The organism is Kosakonia oryzendophytica (assembly GCF_027886705.1).
GTDB lineage: Bacteria > Pseudomonadota > Gammaproteobacteria > Enterobacterales > Enterobacteriaceae > Kosakonia > Kosakonia oryzendophytica.
This window is the reverse complement of record NZ_CP115659.1, coordinates 584,000-602,978: the sequence shown is the minus strand read 5'-3', so window position 1 is coordinate 602,978 and position 18,979 is coordinate 584,000. Positions and strand designations below refer to the sequence as shown.

The 18,979-nt window shown below is 52.2% G+C and carries 26 protein-coding genes; 13 read left to right on the top strand and 13 right to left on the bottom strand.

Translation table 11 applies throughout. The features are described from left to right. Nucleotides 1-69: 69 nt before the first annotated feature. The 4 genes from cgtA to rplU all read right to left on the bottom strand — a co-directional run bounded on the left by cgtA (nt 70) and on the right by rplU (nt 2,906). Entirely contained in the window at nt 70-1,242 is a 1,173-nt protein-coding gene (gene cgtA, locus O9K67_RS02925) for an Obg family GTPase CgtA (protein WP_061493010.1), read from the bottom strand. Between the two features lie 15 nt (nt 1,243-1,257). Beyond that, on the bottom strand, nt 1,258-2,223 hold the full coding sequence (locus O9K67_RS02920; RefSeq protein WP_061493009.1) for a DMT family transporter: 966 nt from the start codon (nt 2,221-2,223) through the stop codon (nt 1,258-1,260). 94 nt (nt 2,224-2,317) lie between these two features. Next, the gene (gene rpmA, locus O9K67_RS02915) at nt 2,318-2,575 is read right to left on the bottom strand and encodes a 50S ribosomal protein L27 (RefSeq protein ID WP_002434222.1); all 258 of its coding nucleotides are present in this window, start codon (nt 2,573-2,575) and stop codon (nt 2,318-2,320) included. A 19-nt stretch (nt 2,576-2,594) separates the two neighbouring features. Beyond that, nucleotides 2,595-2,906 carry a 50S ribosomal protein L21 gene (rplU, locus tag O9K67_RS02910; RefSeq protein WP_061493008.1) on the bottom strand — a complete coding sequence of 104 codons (312 nt, stop codon included), beginning with the start codon at nt 2,904-2,906 and terminating at the stop codon, nt 2,595-2,597. 259 nt (nt 2,907-3,165) lie between these two features. Between rplU and ispB the strand changes: the two genes are divergently transcribed. Both ispB and sfsB read left to right on the top strand, forming a co-directional pair. Continuing rightward, nucleotides 3,166-4,137, top strand: a complete 972-nt coding sequence (gene ispB / locus O9K67_RS02905) for an octaprenyl diphosphate synthase (protein ID WP_061493007.1) — start codon at nt 3,166-3,168, stop codon at nt 4,135-4,137. Nucleotides 4,138-4,343: 206 nt separating this feature from the next. Continuing rightward, the gene (gene sfsB, locus O9K67_RS02900) at nt 4,344-4,619 is read left to right on the top strand and encodes a DNA-binding transcriptional regulator SfsB (RefSeq protein ID WP_061493006.1); all 276 of its coding nucleotides are present in this window, start codon (nt 4,344-4,346) and stop codon (nt 4,617-4,619) included. A gap of 89 nt (nt 4,620-4,708) precedes the next feature. Here sfsB and O9K67_RS02895 read toward each other — a convergent pair whose 3' ends face one another. The 8 genes from O9K67_RS02895 to mlaF form a co-directional block, all read right to left on the bottom strand. After that, nucleotides 4,709-5,245: an SMI1/KNR4 family protein gene (locus O9K67_RS02895; protein ID WP_271044635.1), complete on the bottom strand. Its 537-nt coding sequence runs from the start codon at nt 5,243-5,245 to the stop codon at nt 4,709-4,711. 70 nt (nt 5,246-5,315) lie between these two features. Continuing rightward, on the bottom strand, nt 5,316-6,575 hold the full coding sequence (gene murA / locus O9K67_RS02890) for a UDP-N-acetylglucosamine 1-carboxyvinyltransferase (RefSeq protein WP_061493005.1): 1,260 nt from the start codon (nt 6,573-6,575) through the stop codon (nt 5,316-5,318). A 52-nt stretch (nt 6,576-6,627) separates the two neighbouring features. Then, nucleotides 6,628-6,882 carry a BolA family iron metabolism protein IbaG gene (gene ibaG / locus O9K67_RS02885; RefSeq protein ID WP_061493004.1) on the bottom strand — a complete coding sequence of 85 codons (255 nt, stop codon included), beginning with the start codon at nt 6,880-6,882 and terminating at the stop codon, nt 6,628-6,630. A gap of 126 nt (nt 6,883-7,008) precedes the next feature. Further along, nucleotides 7,009-7,302 (bottom strand): lipid asymmetry maintenance protein MlaB, encoded by a 294-nt coding sequence (gene mlaB, locus O9K67_RS02880; RefSeq protein WP_061493003.1) that lies wholly within the window; start codon nt 7,300-7,302, stop codon nt 7,009-7,011. Beyond that, nucleotides 7,302-7,937 carry a phospholipid-binding protein MlaC gene (gene mlaC / locus O9K67_RS02875; protein ID WP_061493002.1) on the bottom strand — a complete coding sequence of 212 codons (636 nt, stop codon included), beginning with the start codon at nt 7,935-7,937 and terminating at the stop codon, nt 7,302-7,304. Before mlaC ends, mlaB begins: the two co-directional genes overlap by 1 nt. 16 nt (nt 7,938-7,953) lie before the next feature. Further along, on the bottom strand, nt 7,954-8,505 hold the full coding sequence (gene mlaD / locus O9K67_RS02870) for an outer membrane lipid asymmetry maintenance protein MlaD (RefSeq protein WP_061493001.1): 552 nt from the start codon (nt 8,503-8,505) through the stop codon (nt 7,954-7,956). A 4-nt stretch (nt 8,506-8,509) separates the two neighbouring features. Next, a complete protein-coding gene (mlaE, locus tag O9K67_RS02865; RefSeq protein WP_061493000.1) occupies nt 8,510-9,292 on the bottom strand; it encodes a lipid asymmetry maintenance ABC transporter permease subunit MlaE in 783 nt (260 codons plus the stop codon). Nucleotides 9,293-9,298: 6 nt separating this feature from the next. Continuing rightward, the gene (gene mlaF / locus O9K67_RS02860; RefSeq protein WP_061492999.1) at nt 9,299-10,111 is read right to left on the bottom strand and encodes a phospholipid ABC transporter ATP-binding protein MlaF; all 813 of its coding nucleotides are present in this window, start codon (nt 10,109-10,111) and stop codon (nt 9,299-9,301) included. Between the two features lie 229 nt (nt 10,112-10,340). Here mlaF and O9K67_RS02855 point away from each other — a divergent pair, with 229 nt between their 5' ends. From O9K67_RS02855 to npr, 11 genes are all read left to right on the top strand, one after another. Continuing rightward, nucleotides 10,341-11,315 (top strand): calcium/sodium antiporter, encoded by a 975-nt coding sequence (locus tag O9K67_RS02855; RefSeq protein ID WP_061492998.1) that lies wholly within the window; start codon nt 10,341-10,343, stop codon nt 11,313-11,315. A 13-nt stretch (nt 11,316-11,328) separates the two neighbouring features. After that, on the top strand, nt 11,329-12,315 hold the full coding sequence (gene kdsD, locus O9K67_RS02850; protein WP_061492997.1) for an arabinose-5-phosphate isomerase KdsD: 987 nt from the start codon (nt 11,329-11,331) through the stop codon (nt 12,313-12,315). 14 nt (nt 12,316-12,329) lie between these two features. Further along, nucleotides 12,330-12,896: a 3-deoxy-manno-octulosonate-8-phosphatase KdsC gene (gene kdsC / locus O9K67_RS02845; protein ID WP_061492996.1), complete on the top strand. Its 567-nt coding sequence runs from the start codon at nt 12,330-12,332 to the stop codon at nt 12,894-12,896. Then, nucleotides 12,893-13,468: an LPS export ABC transporter periplasmic protein LptC gene (gene lptC / locus O9K67_RS02840; protein ID WP_061492995.1), complete on the top strand. Its 576-nt coding sequence runs from the start codon at nt 12,893-12,895 to the stop codon at nt 13,466-13,468. The genes kdsC and lptC overlap by 4 nt, the downstream gene beginning before the upstream one ends. Next, nucleotides 13,437-13,997 carry a lipopolysaccharide ABC transporter substrate-binding protein LptA gene (lptA, locus tag O9K67_RS02835; RefSeq protein WP_061492994.1) on the top strand — a complete coding sequence of 187 codons (561 nt, stop codon included), beginning with the start codon at nt 13,437-13,439 and terminating at the stop codon, nt 13,995-13,997. Before lptC ends, lptA begins: the two co-directional genes overlap by 32 nt. Nucleotides 13,998-14,003: 6 nt before the next feature. Beyond that, nucleotides 14,004-14,729 carry an LPS export ABC transporter ATP-binding protein gene (lptB, locus tag O9K67_RS02830; RefSeq protein WP_061492993.1) on the top strand — a complete coding sequence of 242 codons (726 nt, stop codon included), beginning with the start codon at nt 14,004-14,006 and terminating at the stop codon, nt 14,727-14,729. Nucleotides 14,730-14,777: 48 nt separating this feature from the next. Continuing rightward, a complete protein-coding gene (gene rpoN / locus O9K67_RS02825) occupies nt 14,778-16,211 on the top strand; it encodes an RNA polymerase factor sigma-54 (protein WP_061492992.1) in 1,434 nt (477 codons plus the stop codon). A 23-nt stretch (nt 16,212-16,234) separates the two neighbouring features. Then, nucleotides 16,235-16,522, top strand: a complete 288-nt coding sequence (gene hpf, locus O9K67_RS02820; RefSeq protein WP_061492991.1) for a ribosome hibernation promoting factor — start codon at nt 16,235-16,237, stop codon at nt 16,520-16,522. Nucleotides 16,523-16,602: 80 nt separating this feature from the next. Further along, nucleotides 16,603-17,094: a PTS IIA-like nitrogen regulatory protein PtsN gene (ptsN, locus tag O9K67_RS02815; protein WP_061492990.1), complete on the top strand. Its 492-nt coding sequence runs from the start codon at nt 16,603-16,605 to the stop codon at nt 17,092-17,094. Nucleotides 17,095-17,139: 45 nt separating this feature from the next. Further along, entirely contained in the window at nt 17,140-17,994 is an 855-nt protein-coding gene (rapZ, locus tag O9K67_RS02810; RefSeq protein WP_061492989.1) for an RNase adapter RapZ, read from the top strand. After that, nucleotides 17,991-18,263, top strand: a complete 273-nt coding sequence (npr, locus tag O9K67_RS02805; RefSeq protein ID WP_061492988.1) for a PTS phosphocarrier protein NPr — start codon at nt 17,991-17,993, stop codon at nt 18,261-18,263. The genes rapZ and npr overlap by 4 nt, the downstream gene beginning before the upstream one ends. Here npr and mtgA read toward each other — a convergent pair whose 3' ends face one another. Beyond that, complete coding sequence (gene mtgA / locus O9K67_RS02800) at nt 18,264-18,929, bottom strand: monofunctional biosynthetic peptidoglycan transglycosylase (RefSeq protein ID WP_408612864.1); 666 nt, start codon at nt 18,927-18,929, stop codon at nt 18,264-18,266. Between the last annotated feature and the right edge of the window lie 50 nt (nt 18,930-18,979).

Here is an 18,979-nt window from a genome sequence, read left to right as displayed (position 1 = left end):
CGGGTCAGCAGGCTGCCCGGCATTGTTTGACGACAATCTCCCCGGCGCACCGGGGAAGTCTCAGAGTTATTAACGCTTATAGATAAATTCGACGCCTTCTTCGTCGTCTTCATCCCAGTCGTCATCCCACTCTTCGTCATCTTCTGCTTCCGCTTCCTCGAGCTGCTGGCGATGATAATCATCCCACATGAACTCGACTTTCTCAGGCTGTTTCTCTTCCTCCGCCTGCGTCAGCGGGTTTTCGATGATAAATGTCATCACATCCCAGCAGAGATCTTTAACCCCTTGCTGGCTGGCTGCAGAGATCAGATAGTACTTATCTTCCCAGCCCAGCGCCTGCGCGATGGCTTTGGCTTTCTCTTCCGCCGCAGCTTTATCCATCAGATCAATTTTGTTGAACACCAGCCAGCGTGGTTTATCAGCCAGTTTTTCGCTGTATTTTTCCAGTTCGCCAACGATGATGCGTGCGTTTTCGACCGGATCAGAGCCATCAACAGGCTCAATATCGATCAGATGCAACAACACGCGGCAACGTTCCAGATGTTTCAGGAAGCGAATACCGAGGCCTGCACCATCAGCAGCCCCTTCAATCAGCCCAGGGATATCTGCAACCACAAAGCTTTTTTCGTTGTCCATACGTACAACGCCAAGGCTTGGCACCAGGGTGGTAAACGGATAATCCGCCACTTTCGGTTTTGCTGCGGAGACGGCACGGATAAAGGTCGATTTCCCGGCGTTCGGCATCCCGAGCATACCGACATCAGCCAGCAACATCAGTTCCAGTTGCAAATCACGCTTGTCACCCGGCGTACCCATCGTTTTCTGACGCGGAGTACGGTTTACCGAGGATTTGAAACGGGTATTCCCCAGACCGTGCCAGCCACCTTTTGCCACCATCAGACGCTGACCGTGTTTCGTCATATCACCCATGGTTTCGCCGGTGCCCTGATCGATCACACGCGTACCAATCGGCACTTTAACGGTGATATCTTTACCCCGTTTTCCCGTGCAATCACGGCTCTGACCATTCTGACCACGCTCAGCGCGAAATGATTTTTCAAAGCGGTAGTCGATCAGAGTATTCAGGTTTTCGTCGGCCTCCAGCCAGACGTCGCCGCCGTCGCCGCCGTCGCCGCCGTCAGGACCGCCTTTCGGGATATATTTCTCGCGGCGGAAGCTTACACAGCCGTTACCGCCATCGCCCGCTACGACCAGGATCGTCGCTTCATCAACAAACTTCATTTTACTCTCCGTAACTCATTCGCCTGAGCGGGGCACAGTGGCGACCACTTCGCGATTGCGCCAGCGTCCTAAAAGACGATGGCCAATAGCAGAAAACATCGCGCCCGCAACCACGACAAACGCACCGAGATAACCGATCAGGTTTAACATCGGTCTGGCGAAAACATCGGGCCAGGCCATTGATAACAAATCCGAAAACAACAATGTAAATAGCGGTGTCAGCGTAATCAACGCGCTAACCTGTGCCGCCTGCCAACGGGCCATGGCTTCCGCCAGCGCGCCGTAGCCTACCAGCGTGTTCAGTCCACAAAAAATCAGACAGGCCAGTTGCCAATTGCTTAACTGCAATAATACTCCCGGCTTAGCCAGCGGCAACAATGCAATCGTACACAAAGTGTACAGCAAAAAAAGGATCTGCTGGGAAGCCAGGCGACGCAATAATACTTTTTGCGCCACGCCGTAACTGACCCATACCGTTGCTGCGCCAACGCCGAAAATAACGCCCCAGGTGTAGTCCGTCAGCCGGGTAAAAATCTCCACCAGACTGGTATTAAAAAACAGTACCAGACCACAAATAAGCATCAGGGCGCCAATCACCTGGGTGCTACGCATCTTCTCTTTAAGAATAAAGACGCTGGCAACCATCATACCCACAGGGGACAGTTGACCAATCACCTGCGACGCCGTAGGGCTAACATATTGCAGGGAAGAACTGAACAAAATGAAGTTCCCGAACAGTCCCCCCGTTGCAATGGCAAGCAGGATTAACCAGCGCGGCGTGCGAAAAATACGCATTGGCGGAAGTTTTCTTTTGCAGGCCAGGATCAGACCGAGGCCAACGGCTGCCATCAAAAAGCGATAAAACACCACGGTCGGTGGCTCCATCACTTCCAGCACCTGTTTCATCGCAATAGGTAACGCCCCCCAGCACATGGCCGTAGTGAGCGCCAGGACGATACCGATGCCTGCCTGCTGTTTCATGCCCTATTTCCTGCCAGAAATTTGCCGGACTTCTAATGTAAAAAGCCCCGCAACGTGTTGCGGGGCTTTCTTCCGTTACCGGGACTCGAAAAACTTATTCAGCAACGATGCTGATGAATTTACGATTTTTCGGGCCTTTAACTTCGAACTTAACTTTACCGTCAGTCAAAGCGAACAGAGTGTGGTCACGGCCGCAACCAACGTTGGTACCTGCGTGGAACTTGGTGCCACGCTGACGAACGATGATGCTACCTGCCAGAACTGCTTCACCGCCAAAGCGTTTAACGCCCAGACGTTTAGCTTCTGAATCGCGACCGTTACGAGTTGAGCCGCCAGCCTTTTTATGTGCCATTTAAATCTCTCCTCAGGTCTTAGGCGCTGATGCCAGTGATTTTCACATCAGTGAACCACTGACGGTGACCTTGCTGCTTACGGTAGTGTTTACGACGACGAAACTTAACGATTTTAACTTTCTCGCCACGACCATGAGCAACAATTTCAGCTTTGATTACGCCGCCATCAACGAAAGGAACGCCGATTTTGACTTCTTCACCGTTTGCGATCATCAGAACTTCTGCGAACTCAACAGTTTCGCCAGTTGCGATGTCCAGCTTTTCCAAGCGAACGGTTTGACCTTCGCTTACTCGGTGTTGTTTACCACCACTTTGGAAAACCGCGTACATATAAAACTCCGCTTCCGCGCACTTCTTCTGAATAATTCAGAGCGCGCTAAAAATATTCACAATAGGGCGCGAATATTACGCAAGTCGCGAGCCTTTGACAAGTACGATCGTCAATACATGCAGAAAAAAAACACAACGTGTAAGGTAACGTTTATCTGGCGCGTTTTTTCAGTACAATCAGCAATACTATTCTAACCCGTAACCCTTCGTTATCCCATTTTGATATGTGGTAAACAGGACTGAAAGCTCGGCTTTTGCGATGAATTTAGAAAAAATCAATGAGTTAACCGCGCAAGACATGGCGGGTGTGAATGCGACGATTTTGCAACAGCTCAACTCGGATGTTCAGCTAATCAACCAGTTGGGTTATTACATTGTCAGCGGGGGCGGCAAACGCATCCGTCCAATGATTGCCGTGCTGGCGGCTCGCGCCGTGGGCTATGAAGGCAATTCGCATGTCACTATCGCTGCGCTAATCGAATTTATTCACACCGCGACGCTATTACATGACGATGTCGTGGACGAGTCCGATATGCGACGCGGCAAAGCCACCGCCAACGCGGCATTCGGTAATGCGGCCAGCGTTTTGGTCGGCGATTTCATCTACACCCGCGCTTTTCAGATGATGACCAGTCTCGGGTCATTGAAAGTGCTGGAGGTAATGTCGGAAGCCGTGAATGTCATTGCCGAAGGGGAAGTCCTGCAGTTGATGAACGTGAACGATCCGAACATCACTGAAGAAAACTATATGCGCGTCATTTACAGCAAAACGGCGCGTCTGTTTGAAGCCGCTGCGCAATGTTCCGGTCTGCTTGCTGGATGTAGCGATGTGCAGGAAAAAGCATTGCAGGATTATGGACGCTACCTTGGTACCGCATTCCAGTTAATCGACGATCTGCTTGATTACAGCGCAGACGGCGAAACACTCGGTAAAAATACGGGGGATGATCTCAATGAAGGCAAGCCAACACTGCCTTTGCTGCATGCCATGCACCACGGCACACCGAAACAATCCCAAATGATCCGCGACGCTATTGAGCAGGGTAATGGTCGCCATCTTCTTGAACCTGTACTGGAAGCGATGGCCGAGTGCGGTTCGTTGGAATGGACACGTCAGCGCGCTGAAGAAGAAGCAGATAAGGCTATCTCCGCTCTGCAAGTGCTGCCAGATTCGCCATGGCGCGATGCTCTGATTGGTCTTGCACATATCGCTGTTCAACGCGATCGCTAATATGCCTGTCCCGCGCTTGTCGCGGGAAGCTCCAACAAGTTCCCATAAAATCAAAAACTCACAAAAAACACTGATTATTCATCCTGGTATAATCCTAAAACGCACAAACATTACATGAACTTTTTAGAGCAAGTGAGTTTGTATGCGTATAGTAAACAGTGTGCAGATACACAAATGCCGGCGTGTTTTACTATCAGGGAGATATTATGGAAACAAAATTCAATGACTGGCACCAGGCCGATATCATTGCGGGGCTGCGTAAAAAGGGAACATCGCTCGCCGCAGAATCACGCAAGCATGGTCTCAGTTCTTCAACACTTGCCAATGCCTTGACCCGTGCATGGCCGAAAGGGGAATGGATTATCGCTCAGGCATTGGATACCGACCCCTGGGTCATCTGGCCATCGCGTTACCATGATCCGATCACGCATGAGTTTATTGACAAAACCAAGTTGATGCGGAAAAAACGAGGCTCAGAGTAAAGGCTATATCAACCAGCAATCCCCCTTGCGCATCTGGCAGGGGGCTGCCTGGCTCGAATTAATGGCCAAAGAAGGGCAGGACTACATCGTTACAGCTCAAAAGCGTCATCATCGACTAAACCACGGATAAACGCTTCGAAATTATCAGCAAGGTGCACGATCCTGTAATCCTGCTCTTGATCAATATGCACAACCGCAGGCTCATCATCTGCTGTCAGGCACTGTCGATAATCAAGAAAAACCATATCATGTCCTGCTGATGGACAGGTGCAAATCGCTACGCCAATGTCAGGATAACCCCAGTGTTCGATCCAGAAACGGCTGCCGTAATCACTACCCAACGAATAGCGCTTATTGCCAATCCCCATAATACCCGTGATAGCAATGTGATCTTCTGCCCAACTGGTAAATTCATTGGTTGGGAAATTCTGGTTTCGAGGGATCCCGCCATTGTGTTGCCGCATTAGCCAGACATAAGAGGCAGGCAAGCGATAACCTAATGTCGATTCAATGGCCGCCAACTCATCTTCGCTAAAAGGGTCATTGATATACGCTTCGCGCGCATATTCCCGGTCATCCCAAAAAGCGGTGAAGTCAAAACCGGCAAACGGTGTAGTTCCCATCATCCAGATATCCTTTCAGAAAAATCAGTAAAAAGGGGAGCCGAAGCTCCCCTGTATAAGCATCAAAAAAAGGTTATTCGCCTTTTACACGCTCAATATTGGCCCCCAGGGCGCTGAGCTTATCTTCAATACGTTCGTAACCACGATCGATATGATAGATACGATCGACAAGGGTGGTTCCTTCTGCAATACACCCCGCCAGCACGAGGCTTGCGGATGCGCGCAGATCGGTTGCCATCACCTGAGCGCCGGAGAGTTTTTCCACGCCGTGGCAGATAGCCGTATTGCTTTCGATTTCTGCGTGCGCACCCATACGGATCAGCTCCGGAATGTGCATAAACCGGTTTTCAAAAATGGTTTCAGTGATCACGCCGGTTCCTTCCGCCACCAGGTTCAGCAAGGTGAACTGTGCCTGCATATCCGTCGGGAATCCCGGGTGCGGAGCCGTACGTACATTGACCGCTTTCGGACGTTTACCGTGCATATCCAGGCTGATCCAATCTTCGCCAACTTCAATATCCGCGCCCGCATCACGCAGCTTCGCCAGCACTGCATCAAGCGTATCCGGCTGTGCATTGCGGCAAACGATTTTCCCGCCAGAGATTGCCGCAGCCACCAGGAAGGTACCGGTTTCGATACGATCCGGCAGAACACGGTAAACCCCGCCACCCAGACGTTTCACACCTTCAATGGTGATACGATCGGTTCCCATACCGGTAATTTTCGCACCAAGGGTATTGAGGAAATTCGCCGTATCAACAATTTCTGGCTCACGCGCAGCGTTCTCAATAATGGTTGTGCCTTCAGCCAGCGTGGCTGCCGACATAATGGTCACCGTTGCGCCAACACTCACTTTATCCATCACGATATGCGCGCCTTTCAGACGGCCATTGACGGAGGCTTTAACGTAGCCCTCTTCTAAAGTGATTTCGGCGCCCAGTTGCTCCAGACCGGAGATGTGCAAATCAACCGGGCGTGCACCGATCGCACAACCGCCCGGCAAAGAAACCTGCCCTTGACCAAAACGCGCCACCAGCGGGCCAAGCGCCCAAATCGACGCGCGCATGGTTTTCACCAGATCGTAAGGCGCACAGAACACATTCACTTCGCTGGCATCGATCCATACGGATCCGTTACGCTCCACCTTCGTGCCCAACTGACTGAGCAACTTCATGGTGGTATCAATATCTTTCAGTTTCGGGACGTTACGAATTTCAACCGGCTCTTCCGCCAGTAATGCAGCAAAAAGGATCGGCAGCGCAGCGTTTTTTGCGCCTGAAATTGTCACTTCGCCCTCGAGACGCGTCGGCCCCTGTACACGAAACTTATCCATTCATCTGATCTCTGTTTAGAATTCACACGCGCGGGGAAAATGCTCCCGACGCTCAAAAACCGTTAAGTTTGCGATCCCGCGCCCACTCAGCAGGCGTGAACGCTTTGATCGACAGGGCATGAATGCGGTTATCCGCGATATATTCCATCAGCGGACCGTAAATGGTCTGCTGCTTTTTGACCCGACTCATGCCGTCAAAAATTTCACCCACAGCAATAACCTGAAAGTGACTGCCATCGCCAGTGACGTGGGCTTCCTGGAGAGAAAGTGCGCTCATCAGCACTGTCTGAATTTCATGATTTTCCATGGGCGTAAATATCATCTAAAAGTGAAAACAGTCACACATCTTAGAGGAAAGTGGCGCTGGCTTAAACAAGCAAAAAGCCCCATCGCAATAAAGGATGGGGCTTCAGGTAGTAACGCATTGAAAAAATTAGCGAGACAATACATCCTGGGGCAAATTATAGAGTGCGGCCAGCGTGACAACATTCTCGCTCACGCCATCAAGCATCACGCTCACGCCCTGCTTTTTCCCCTGCTCGACAAGATGAACCAGCAATGCGACGCCCGCTGTGTCCACGCGCGTCACGCCTTGCAAGTCGATACAGGTGACCCCCTTCATTGCTTCAATTCGGGCGTCCCAGAGCGGATTTAACACATCCTGATCCAGCTCGCCTTGCAATGCCAGACGTTCGCCGTCACGCGACCAACTCAGCCGCTGCGTCATTATTTCTTCTCGTCCAGCGTAATTTTCTGGCGGGAAATGGACTGTAGTTGCGCGGTCAGACCATCGATGCCTTTAGTACGCAGCAAGTCGCTCCATTCATTCTGCTTGGTGGTGATCATGCTCACCCCCTCTGCGATCATGTCGTAAGCCTGCCAGTTTCCGGTTTGTGTGTTTTTACGCCACTGGAAATCAAGACGCACCGGCGGACGCCCGTTCGGATCGATAATCGTGACGCGGATGGGCACAATTGTGGCATCGCCCAGTGGTTGTTCCGGCGCAATCTCATAAGTCTGGCCATGATACAACGCCAGCGCCTGACCGTAAGCCTGTTTCAGGTATTCACGAAATGCCGCAAAATAGGCATCACGCTGTGCAGGTGTGGCGTCCTTATAGTAACGCCCCAGCACCAACGCACCGGCGTATTTCACCTGCACATAGGGTAGCAGTTCCTGATCCACCACATCACGCAAGTGGTCCGGGTTTGCGCGGATCTGCGGCTGTTCGTTTTTAAGGCGATCAAATGTTTTCTGCGCCGCAGCTTTCATCGCGGCATAAGGGTTACTTTGATCGGCCGCTACGGCCGCGCCCAACGGTGCAACCACCAGCAGAGCAACCATCAATAGACGTTTAAACATACGTCGCATCTCCTCGTTAATTCGCCTGACCAGCAGACGGTGCGGCTTGATTATTCCCTTCGCTATGCGCCGCCGCATCGCCTGAATTCTTATTGTCACTGCCTTTACTGCTGTAAAGGAATTGTCCTATCAGATCCTCCAGCACCATTGCGGATTTCGTATCCTGGATAGTACTGCCCTCTTTAAGCATAGAAGTCCCCAGTTCAGGATCATCAAAGCCGACATTCAGTGCCAGATATTGCTCACCCAGCAAGCCTGACGTCCGGATCGCCAGTGAACTGGTATCGGGGATTTGGTTGTAACGTTCTTCTATATCCAGCGCGACGCGCGGCAGATACGTTTTGGGATCAAGAGAGATATCAGCAACGCGGCCAATCACCACCCCGCCAATACGCACTGGCGAACGCACTTTAAGGCCGCCAATATTGTCGAATGTCGCGTATACGCGGTAAGTCGGTTCTGTACGCATTGAGGCGACATCTGCCGCTTTCAGGCAAATAAAGAGTGCGGCCAGCAGCGCCAGCAACAGAAAAACACCTACCCAAATTTCACTTTTTTTCGTTTGCATGAACTCAATTCCCAAACATCAATGCGGTGAGCACAAAATCAAGGCCCAGTACGGCCAACGATGAGTGCACAACGGTGCGTGTTGTCGCGCGGCTGATCCCGGCCGACGTTGGAATCGCGTCGTAACCGTTAAACAGCGCAATCCATGTCACAGTGATGGCAAACACCACGCTTTTAACCAGACAGTTGACTAAATCCATCCGCCATTCGACGGCGTTTTGCATCGCGGTCCAGAAAAAGCCGGTATCAATACCTTTCCAGTTAACGCCAACCAGAGAACCGCCCCAAATCCCGACGGCAACAAAGATTATCGTCAACAGCGGCAGTGAGATCACGCCCGCCCAAAAGCGCGGAGAGATGACACGCCGCAACGGATCGACCGCCATCATCTCCAGACTGGAAAGCTGTTCCGTCGCGCGCATCAAACCGATTTCGGCTGTTAATGCTGATCCGGCTCGCCCGGCAAACAACAATGCAGCGACAACCGGCCCCAGTTCACGCAGCAGCGACAGCGCCACCAGCATGCCAAGGCTCGTCTCCGCACTGTAAGTTGTCAGCACCAGGTATCCCTGCAAACCAAGCACCATACCGATAAAGACGCCAGAAACAATAATAATGAGCATCGACAGCACGCCCACGTTATAGAGCTGGCGCACCAGCAATGGCGCATGCTTGCGAAATTCCGGCTTACCGACCACCGCGTTGAACAGCATTAAACCAGCCCGCCCGAACGTCGCGATGGTTTTAATCCCGCGATGCCCTAGCGACGCCAGTGCATTTAACAGCATGAGTGCTTAACTCCCTGTTTTTAATAAATCGAGACGATAATCGCCTGCAGGATAACGGAACGGAACCGGCCCGTCGGCGATACCATCAAGGAACTGACGCACCCGGGGATCGCTGTTTTCCTGCAGACCTTGCGCGCTACCGTGGGCGATGATTTTCCTCTCCGCCACGATGTAGGCGTAATCCGCAATACTCAGCACTTCCGGTACATCGTGAGAAACAACGATACATGTGACGCCTAACGCACTGTTGAGTTCAGAAATCAATTTCACCAGCACACCCATGGTGATTGGATCCTGCCCCACAAAAGGCTCATCAAACATGATCAGATCCGGTTCCAGCGCAATTGAGCGGGCAAGCGCGGCTCGACGCGCCATACCGCCAGAAAGCTCTGACGGCATTAGCCAGGCCGCACCACGTAACCCGACGGCTTCCAACTTCATCATAACGGTGGTATGCAACAGCGCTTCGGGCAAATCCGTATGTTCGCGAAGGGGGTAAGCGACGTTGTCGAAAACGTTCATGTCGGTAAACAACGCGCCAGACTGAAACAGCATGCTCATTCTTTTACGCACGGTGAACAGACGCGAACGGGTCATCCCCGGCACGTTTTCGCCATCAAACAAGATTTCGCCGCTATCCGGAGGGATCTGCCCACCGATAAGGCGTAACAATGTTGTTTTGCCGATACCGGACGGCCCCATAATGGCGGTGATTTTGCCGCGTGGCACCGTCAGTGAAATATTGTCGAAGATAGGGTGACTGCCACGGGAGAAGCTGACGCCACGAACATCGACCAAATTCGCCATATTCTGGCTCATTGACTCTTCCTTATAAGCCTTATCGGGTATAAGCATGACGCTGGATAACATCACGAACCCAACATTTTTACAGAATATTACCTGCTGGGGTTAGCGAAAGCTGGCATTTGTTTTACTTTTGAGCCGCATAAAGTCAAAATTAGGAATCATTACGCTACGCGGAACACCCGGTCTCTTCCGGCATGGCAGCCTGCGAACCGGCGGATTATACCTGAAGAAAGGACGTTAGATGCTCTTAGCGACAGCGCTATTGATAATTGGTTTGCTTTTGGTGGTCTACAGCGCCGATCGTCTGGTTTTTGCTGCCTCTATTCTCTGCCGGACACTCGGCGTACCTCCACTGATTATTGGTATGACCGTGGTCAGCATTGGCACCTCGTTGCCGGAGATCATTACCGCTGTCGCAGCCTCACTGCATGGCCAGTTGGATCTGGCGATTGGTACAGCCATCGGTTCTAACATCACCAATATTTTGCTGATCCTGGGTGTTGCCGCCCTGCTCCACCCTTTTACCGTGCATTCCGATATCCTGCGTCGCGAATTGCCGTTCACCCTTGTCGCCAGCCTGCTGGCGGGCCTCGTGCTGTATGATGGTCAGATCACACGCGTTGACGGCATTATTTTACTGTTATTAGCCGTGCTATGGCTGGTGTTCATTGTTAAAATTGCCCGCCTTGCCGAACGACAAGGCAACGACAGCCTGACCCGGGAACAGTTGGCTGAACTGCCGCGTGAAGGAAGTCTCTCGGTGGCATGTCTGTGGCTTGGGGTGGCGTTGATCATCATGCCGATGGCAACCCGCATGGTGGTGGATAACGCAACTGTCGTGGCGAATTATTTCGCGATTAGCGAGCTAACCATTGGCCTGACGGTCATTGCAATCGGCACCGGCCTCCCTGAATTGGCGACCGCGATTGCAGGCGCGCGCAAAGGCGAAGACGATATCGCCATTGGCAATATTATTGGTTCAAACATTTTTAACATTGCCATCGTACTGGGCTTACCGGCGATGATTGCACCGGGCGCCTTTAACCCGATGGCTTTTACACGTGATTACGGTGTGATGTTGCTGGTCAGCGCCATTTTTGCTCTCATTTGCTGGAAGCATAAGCAAATCACCCGGGGCATTGGCGCGCTATTGCTGAGCGGGTTTATCGTATGGCTGGCGCTGCTTTACTGGCTGTCGCCGCTTTTAACAGGATAATCGGATACGCATTATGTCGCAGATAGATTTGCAGCCGGGTTTTGACTTTCAACAGGCAGGAAAAGAGGTCCTGGAGATTGAACGTGAAGGCCTCGCTGAACTGGATCAGTACATCAATGAGGACTTTGCACAAGCGTGCGAAAAGATGTTCTATTGCGCGGGCAAAGTGGTGGTTATGGGCATGGGCAAATCCGGGCATATTGGCCGGAAAATGGCCGCCACGTTTGCCAGTACCGGCACCTCTTCATTCTTTGTGCACCCCGGCGAAGCCGCCCACGGCGATTTGGGGATGGTTAGCCCGCAAGATATCGTAATAGCGCTGTCTAATTCCGGCGAATCCAATGAGATCCTCGCCCTGATCCCGGTGTTGAAACGGTTAAAAGTGTCGTTGATCTGCATGACCAGCCGACCAGAAAGCAGTATGGCGCGCGCGGCAGATATTCATCTCTGCGTGAAAGTGCCGAAAGAGGCCTGCCCGCTCGGCCTGGCCCCCACCTCCAGTACCACAGCGGCGCTGGTCATGGGCGACGCATTAGCCGTGGCGCTACTGAAAGCCCGTGGTTTCACCGCAGAAGATTTCGCCCTGTCGCACCCAGGTGGCGCACTGGGCCGTAAACTGCTGCTGCGGGTTAACGATATTATGCACACGGGTGATGAGATCCCACACGTCAGCAAAAAGGCCAGTCTGCGCGATGCCCTGTTGGAGATTACGCGCAAAAATTTAGGCATGACGGTTATCTGCGATGACCTGATGAAGATCGAAGGGATCTTCACCGATGGCGACTTGCGTCGCGTGTTCGATATGGGTAGCGATGTCCGCAATATGGGCATCGCGGAAGTCATGACGCCTGGCGGCATTCGCGTGCGTCCGAATACGCTGGCCGTCGACGCGCTTAACCTGATGCAATCCCGGCATATCACTTCCGTCATGGTTGCCGATGGCGACCAGTTGCTGGGTGTGTTACATATGCATGATCTGCTGCGCGCAGGCGTAGTGTAAAGAAGGACAGAAGAATGAGTAATGCTGGCGCATCGCTTGCCACCTGCTATGGGCCGGTAAGCGCGCAAGTCATGGCAAAAGCCGGGAAGATCCGTCTGTTAATCCTGGATGTCGATGGTGTGTTATCCGATGGGCTCATTTATATGGGCAACAACGGAGAAGAGTTAAAAGCGTTCAACGTTCGTGATGGGTATGGGATCCGCAGCGCGCTCACGTCTGGCATTGAGATTGCTATCATTACCGGGCGAAAAGCTAAACTGGTGGAAGATCGTTGTGAAACACTGGGTATCACGCATCTGTATCAGGGACAGTCTGATAAACTTTTGGCTTACAGAGAATTACTGGCGAAACTGGATCTGGCTGCGGATCAGGTTGCTTATGTCGGCGATGATTTGATCGACTGGCCCGTGATGGCGGAAATTGGTTTAAGCGTTGCCGTCGCGGATGCACACCCGTTACTGATTCCGCGTGCAGATTATGTCACCCGTATCAACGGAGGACGCGGCGCGGTTCGTGAAGTCTGCGATTTATTGTTGCTGGCTCAGGGCAAGCTGGACGAGGCCAAAGGGCAATCAATATGAGTAAAACCAGACGTTGGGTGATCATTCTGCTGTCGCTGGCCGCCCTGGTGCTGATTGGCATCAACCTGACCACTCAGGATGCACCGGAACAGGTGACGACCAGCAGCACGGATCCAACTTATAAGAGCCAGCATACGGACTCCCTGGTTTACAGCCCGGAAGGAGCGCTGAACTATCGCCTGGTGGCGCAAAATGTTGAATATTTTTCCGCCGACGGCGTGAGCTGGTTCGCCCAACCGCTGCTGACGACCTTTGATAAAGACAAAATTCCGACCTGGTCAATTAAGGCGGATAAAGCGAAGCTGACCGATGACAGAATGCTTTATCTTTATGGACATGTTGAGGTTAATGCCCTGACAGCGGATGCCCAATTACGAAAAATCACCACGGATAACGCCCAGATCAATCTGGTAACGCAGGATGTTACCTCCGATGATCAGGTCACGTTGTACGGTACAACATTTAATTCCACCGGCCTGAAAATGCGCGGCAATTTACGCAGCAAAAACGCCGAGCTGATTGAAAAGGTTAGAAGCTTCTATGAAATCCAAAACAAACAAACTCAGCCTTAATCTTATCCTGGCCAGTACACTTTTAGCCGCTGCGCTTCCGGCGCTTGCCGTAACCGGTGATACTGAACAGCCCATTCACATCGATTCAGACCAGCAATCGTTAGATATGCAGGGCAATATTGTGACCTTCACAGGCAACGTGGTGGTTACGCAAGGCACTATCAAAATTAATGCCGACAAAGTCGTCGTTACACGTCCTGGCGGTGAGCAAGGAAAAGAGATCATCGACGGTTACGGTAATCCGGCCACCTTCTATCAAATGCAGGACAACGGCAAACCGGTGAAAGGCCACGCATCGCAGATGCATTACGAACTGGCGAACGATTTCGTTGTGCTGACCGGCAACGCCTACCTTGAACAGTTGGATAGCAATATCAAGGGCGACAAAATCACCTACCTGGTGAAAGAGCAGAAAATGCAGGCATTCAGCGACAAAGGTAAACGCGTGACCACCGTGCTGGTGCCATCGCAGTTGCAGGATAAGAGCAACAGCAAAACCCCGGCTCCGGCGCAAAAAAAGAGTAACTAATTCGTTATGGCAACATTAACTGCAAAGAATCTCGCCAAAGCCTATAAAGGCCGCCGCGTTGTTGAAGACGTCAGTCTGACGGTAAACTCTGGCGAAATCGTCGGCCTTCTCGGTCCTAACGGTGCAGGGAAAACCACCACATTCTACATGGTGGTAGGCATTGTGCCGCGCGATGCAGGCAACATCATTATTGATGAGGAAGATATCAGTCTGCTGCCGCTGCATGCGCGCGCGCGTCGTGGCATTGGCTATTTACCGCAGGAAGCCTCTATTTTTCGCCGCCTGAGCGTGTACGACAACCTGATGGCAGTATTGCAAATTCGTGATGACCTGACGGCTGAACAGCGTGATGATCGTGCCAAAGAGTTGATGGAAGAGTTCCATATTGAGCATCTGCGAGACAGCATGGGGCAGGCGTTGTCCGGTGGTGAACGTCGTCGTGTGGAAATTGCCCGCGCGCTGGCGGCTAACCCGAAATTTATTCTGCTGGATGAACCGTTTGCGGGCGTTGACCCCATTTCGGTCATTGATATTAAACGTATCATCGAACACCTGCGCGACAGCGGCCTGGGCGTGCTGATTACCGACCATAATGTCCGCGAAACATTGGCAGTGTGCGAACGCGCTTACATCGTCAGCCAGGGGCATTTAATTGCTCACGGGACACCGCAGCAAATCCTTGAAGACGAACACGTTAAGCGCGTATATCTTGGGGAAGACTTCAGACTCTGATAGGGTAGAGATTATTGACGTTTTTTGTCGGAGAGTGCTGCTCTGAATATGAAGCAAGGTTTGCAACTAAGGCTTAGCCAACAGCTAGCCATGACGCCACAACTGCAGCAGGCAATTCGTTTGTTGCAGTTGTCCACGTTGGAACTTCAGCAGGAACTTCAGCAGGCGCTGGAGAGTAATCCATTGCTGGAGCAAACCGATCTTCACGAAGAAGTGGATGCCCAACAAAACCAGGATAATGAAGGCCTGGATACCGTCGACGCGCTTGAACAAAAAGAGATGCCCGACGAGCTGCCGCTGGATGCAAGCTGGGACGAGATCTACACCGCAGGAACCCCCTCCGGCAGCAGCAATGATTACCTTGATGACGAACTGCCCATTTATCAAGGTGAAACCACCCAGTCGCTGCAGGACTACCTGATGTGGCAGGTAGAACTGACGCCGTTCTCCGACACCGATCGCGCAATTGCAACATCCATTGTGGATGCTGTTGACGATACGGGCTATCTGACCGTATCGCTCGAAGATATCCTCGAAAGCATGGGCAATGAAGAGGTGGGTCTTGACGAAGTCGAAGCCGTACTTAAACGCATACAGCGTTTCGATCCGGTTGGCGTAGCTGCGCGGGATCTGCGCGACTGCTTGCTGATCCAGCTTTCGCAGTTTTCGAAAGAGACACCGTGGTGTGAAGAAGCACGATTGATCATTAGCGATCACCTTGATCTGCTGGCTAACCATGACTTCCGTACGCTAATGCGTATGACGCGTCTGAAAGAGGACGTGCTGAAAGAAGCGGTTAACCTGATTCAATCGCTGGATCCGCGCCCTGGCCAGTCTATCCAGACCGGTGAACCGGAATACGTGATCCCGGACGTGCTCGTGCGTAAGCACAACGGACGTTGGACTGTGGAGCTGAACTCCGACAGTATTCCGCGCTTACAAATCAACCAGCACTACGCTTCCATGTGCGCCGGAGCACGTAACGATGCCGACAGCCAGTTTATCCGCAGCAATTTGCAGGATGCGAAATGGCTGATCAAAAGTCTGGAAAGCCGTAATGATACCCTGCTCCGGGTTAGCCGCTGCATTGTTGAGCAGCAGCAAGCCTTCTTTGAGCAGGGTGAAGAGTTTATGAAACCGATGGTTCTGGCGGATATCGCGCAGGCCGTCGAAATGCACGAGTCCACCATTTCACGTGTGACGACCCAGAAGTACCTGCACAGTCCGCGCGGCATTTTTGAACTTAAATATTTCTTCTCCAGCCATGTAAGCACCGAAGGCGGCGGCGAAGCCTCGTCTACGGCTATTCGCGCGCTGGTGAAGAAGTTAATCGCCGCAGAAAACCCTGCGAAACCACTGAGCGATAGTAAGCTGACGACACTGCTTTCCGATCAAGGAATTATGGTGGCGCGGCGAACCGTTGCGAAGTATCGAGAATCTTTATCCATTCCGCCGTCAAACCAGCGCAAACAACTGGTTTGACCAAAACCGATAAGGAAGACACTATGCAGCTTAACATCACAGGACAGAACGTCGAGATCACTGATGCTCTCCGCGACTTTGTAAATAGCAAATTCGCCAAGCTTGAACAGTATTTCGACAGGATTAATCAGGTCTATATTGTGTTGAAAGTGGAGAAAGTGACTCACACTTCGGATGCAACGCTCCATGTTAATGGAGGGGAGCTTCATGCCAGTGCGGAAGGGCAGGATATGTATGCTGCAATCGACGGTTTAATTGATAAACTGGCGCGGCAACTAACGAAACATAAAGATAAACTGAAACAACACTAATTGTCCGGGCGTCAGCCTGGTGCGTCGCACCCTACCGCAATCCGGTAGGGTGTCTGCACTGGCGTCGCTTAGGTGAAATTATGATGAATAACGATTCCGCTCTTCAACTGAGCAATGTCCTTAACCAGGAATGCACCCGTAGCGGCGTTCACTGTCAGAGTAAAAAACGTGCTCTGGAAATCATCAGTGAACTGGCGGCAAAACAGTTAGGCCTACCGCCGCAGGTCGTCTTCGAGGCCATCCTTACCCGTGAAAAAATGGGCAGTACCGGTATTGGTAACGGTATCGCTATTCCACACGGTAAGCTCGAAGAAGACACGCTTCGCGCCGTCGGCGTTTTTGTCCAACTCGAAACGCCCATTGCTTTCGACGCTATCGATAATCAGCCCGTCGATCTACTGTTTGCATTATTGGTGCCGGCAGATCAAACCAAAACGCACTTGCATACGCTCTCGCTGGTCGCTAAGCGCCTGGCGGATAAAACAATTTGTCGGCGCCTGCGCAGCGCGCAAAGTGATGAAGATCTGTATCAGATCATCACGCAGACAGAAGGCGAAGGTGATGATGCGTAACGGAAAGGCCGCTTTTTTATCAGTCGTCCTGAGGAGAAATGGTTCATGGTCCTGATGATCGTCAGTGGTCGTTCGGGTTCAGGCAAATCAGTGGCGCTACGCGCCCTGGAAGACATGGGTTTTTATTGTGTCGATAACCTGCCGGTCGTGTTATTGCCGGATTTGGCGCGCACGCTTGCCGACCGTCAGACTTCCGCAGCCGTCAGTATTGATGTGCGCAATATGCCGGAATCCCCGGAAATCTTTGAGCAGGCGATGAGCAGCCTGCCGGACGCCTTCTCTCCTCAATTACTGTTTCTGGATGCCGATCGCAACACCCTGATCCGTCGTTACAGCGACACCCGTCGTCTGCACCCGCTTTCCAGTAAAAATCTGTCGTTGGAAAGCGCCATCGACGAAGAAAGTAACCTGTTGGAGCCGCTGCGTTCCCGCGCGGATCTGATCGTCGATACCTCTGAGATGTCGGTGCATGAGCTGGCAGAAATGCTACGCACGCGCCTGTTGGGTAAACGTGAGCGTGAACTGACGATGGTGTTTGAATCGTTCGGCTTTAAACATGGCATCCCTATTGATGCAGACTATGTGTTTGACGTGCGTTTTCTGCCTAACCCACATTGGGATCCCAAACTGCGCCCGATGACCGGTCTCGACAAACCTGTCGCCGCGTTTCTTGATCGTCATACCGAAGTCCACAACTTTATCTACCAGACACGCAGCTACCTTGAGTTGTGGCTGCCGATGCTGGAAACCAATAACCGCAGCTACCTGACCGTGGCTATCGGTTGTACCGGTGGTAAACACCGCTCTGTGTATGTCGCCGAACAGCTCGCGGATTATTTCCGTTCGCGCGGTAAAAACGTTCAATCCCGTCACCGTACGCTGGAAAAACGCAAAACATGACCGTAAAACAAACTGTTGAAATCACCAATAAGCTGGGCATGCACGCGCGCCCGGCGATGAAACTGTTTGAACTGGTGCAGGGCTTCGATGCAGAAGTACTGCTGCGAAATGATGAAGGCACCGAGGCGGAAGCCAGCAGCGTTATTGCCTTGCTGATGCTGGACTCCGCGAAAGGGCGGCAGATAGAAATTGTGGCAAACGGTCCCCAGGAAGTTGAAGCCCTGGCGGCAGTGATTGCCCTGTTTAATGCGGGCTTTGACGAAGACTAGTCAATACAGCTTGTTACGCTGCAAGAATTCCTCGCCCCCTAACTGGCGCATCTGACGCATGATCCATGCCTGTCGGCTACGAACATAACCTGACGGCGCGCCTGCATTAAAGCGAATGGGATTGGGTAACACCGCGGCCAGCAGCGCCGCTTCAGACATCGACAACCGACTGGCGGGCTTATGGAAATAGCGCTGAGCCGCCTCTTCTACGCCAAAAATTCCCTCGCCAAATTCGGCGATATTCAGATAAACAGTGAGGATCCGACGTTTGCTCCAGACGGTTTCCATGCCTAGCGTCAGCCCCGCTTCCAGTCCTTTACGCACCCAGCTCTTTCCATCCCAGAGCAGTAGGTTTTTTACCGTTTGCTGAGAAATCGTCGATGCGCCGCGGATGCGATTTTCATGGCGCTCATTGTGGGAAAGCGCTTTTTGGATCGCCGGAAGATCCAGCCCCCAGTGTTCGGGGAAACGCTGATCTTCTGCCGCGATCACCGCCAGCGCCATCGACGGAGAAATGTCATCCATACTGACCCAGTCAGAATGCGCCACGTAACCGAAGTCGCCGGTTAACCACGCACCCAGCTGGCGCTCCACCATCACCGCAGAGAATGGCACGGGCAGGAAACTGAACAGCACAATGCTGCCGCCCCAGAAGATAGCCAGCATCAGTAAAAACCGCAGGAGAAGTCGCTTAAGGATAGTTTTCAGCGGGCCGC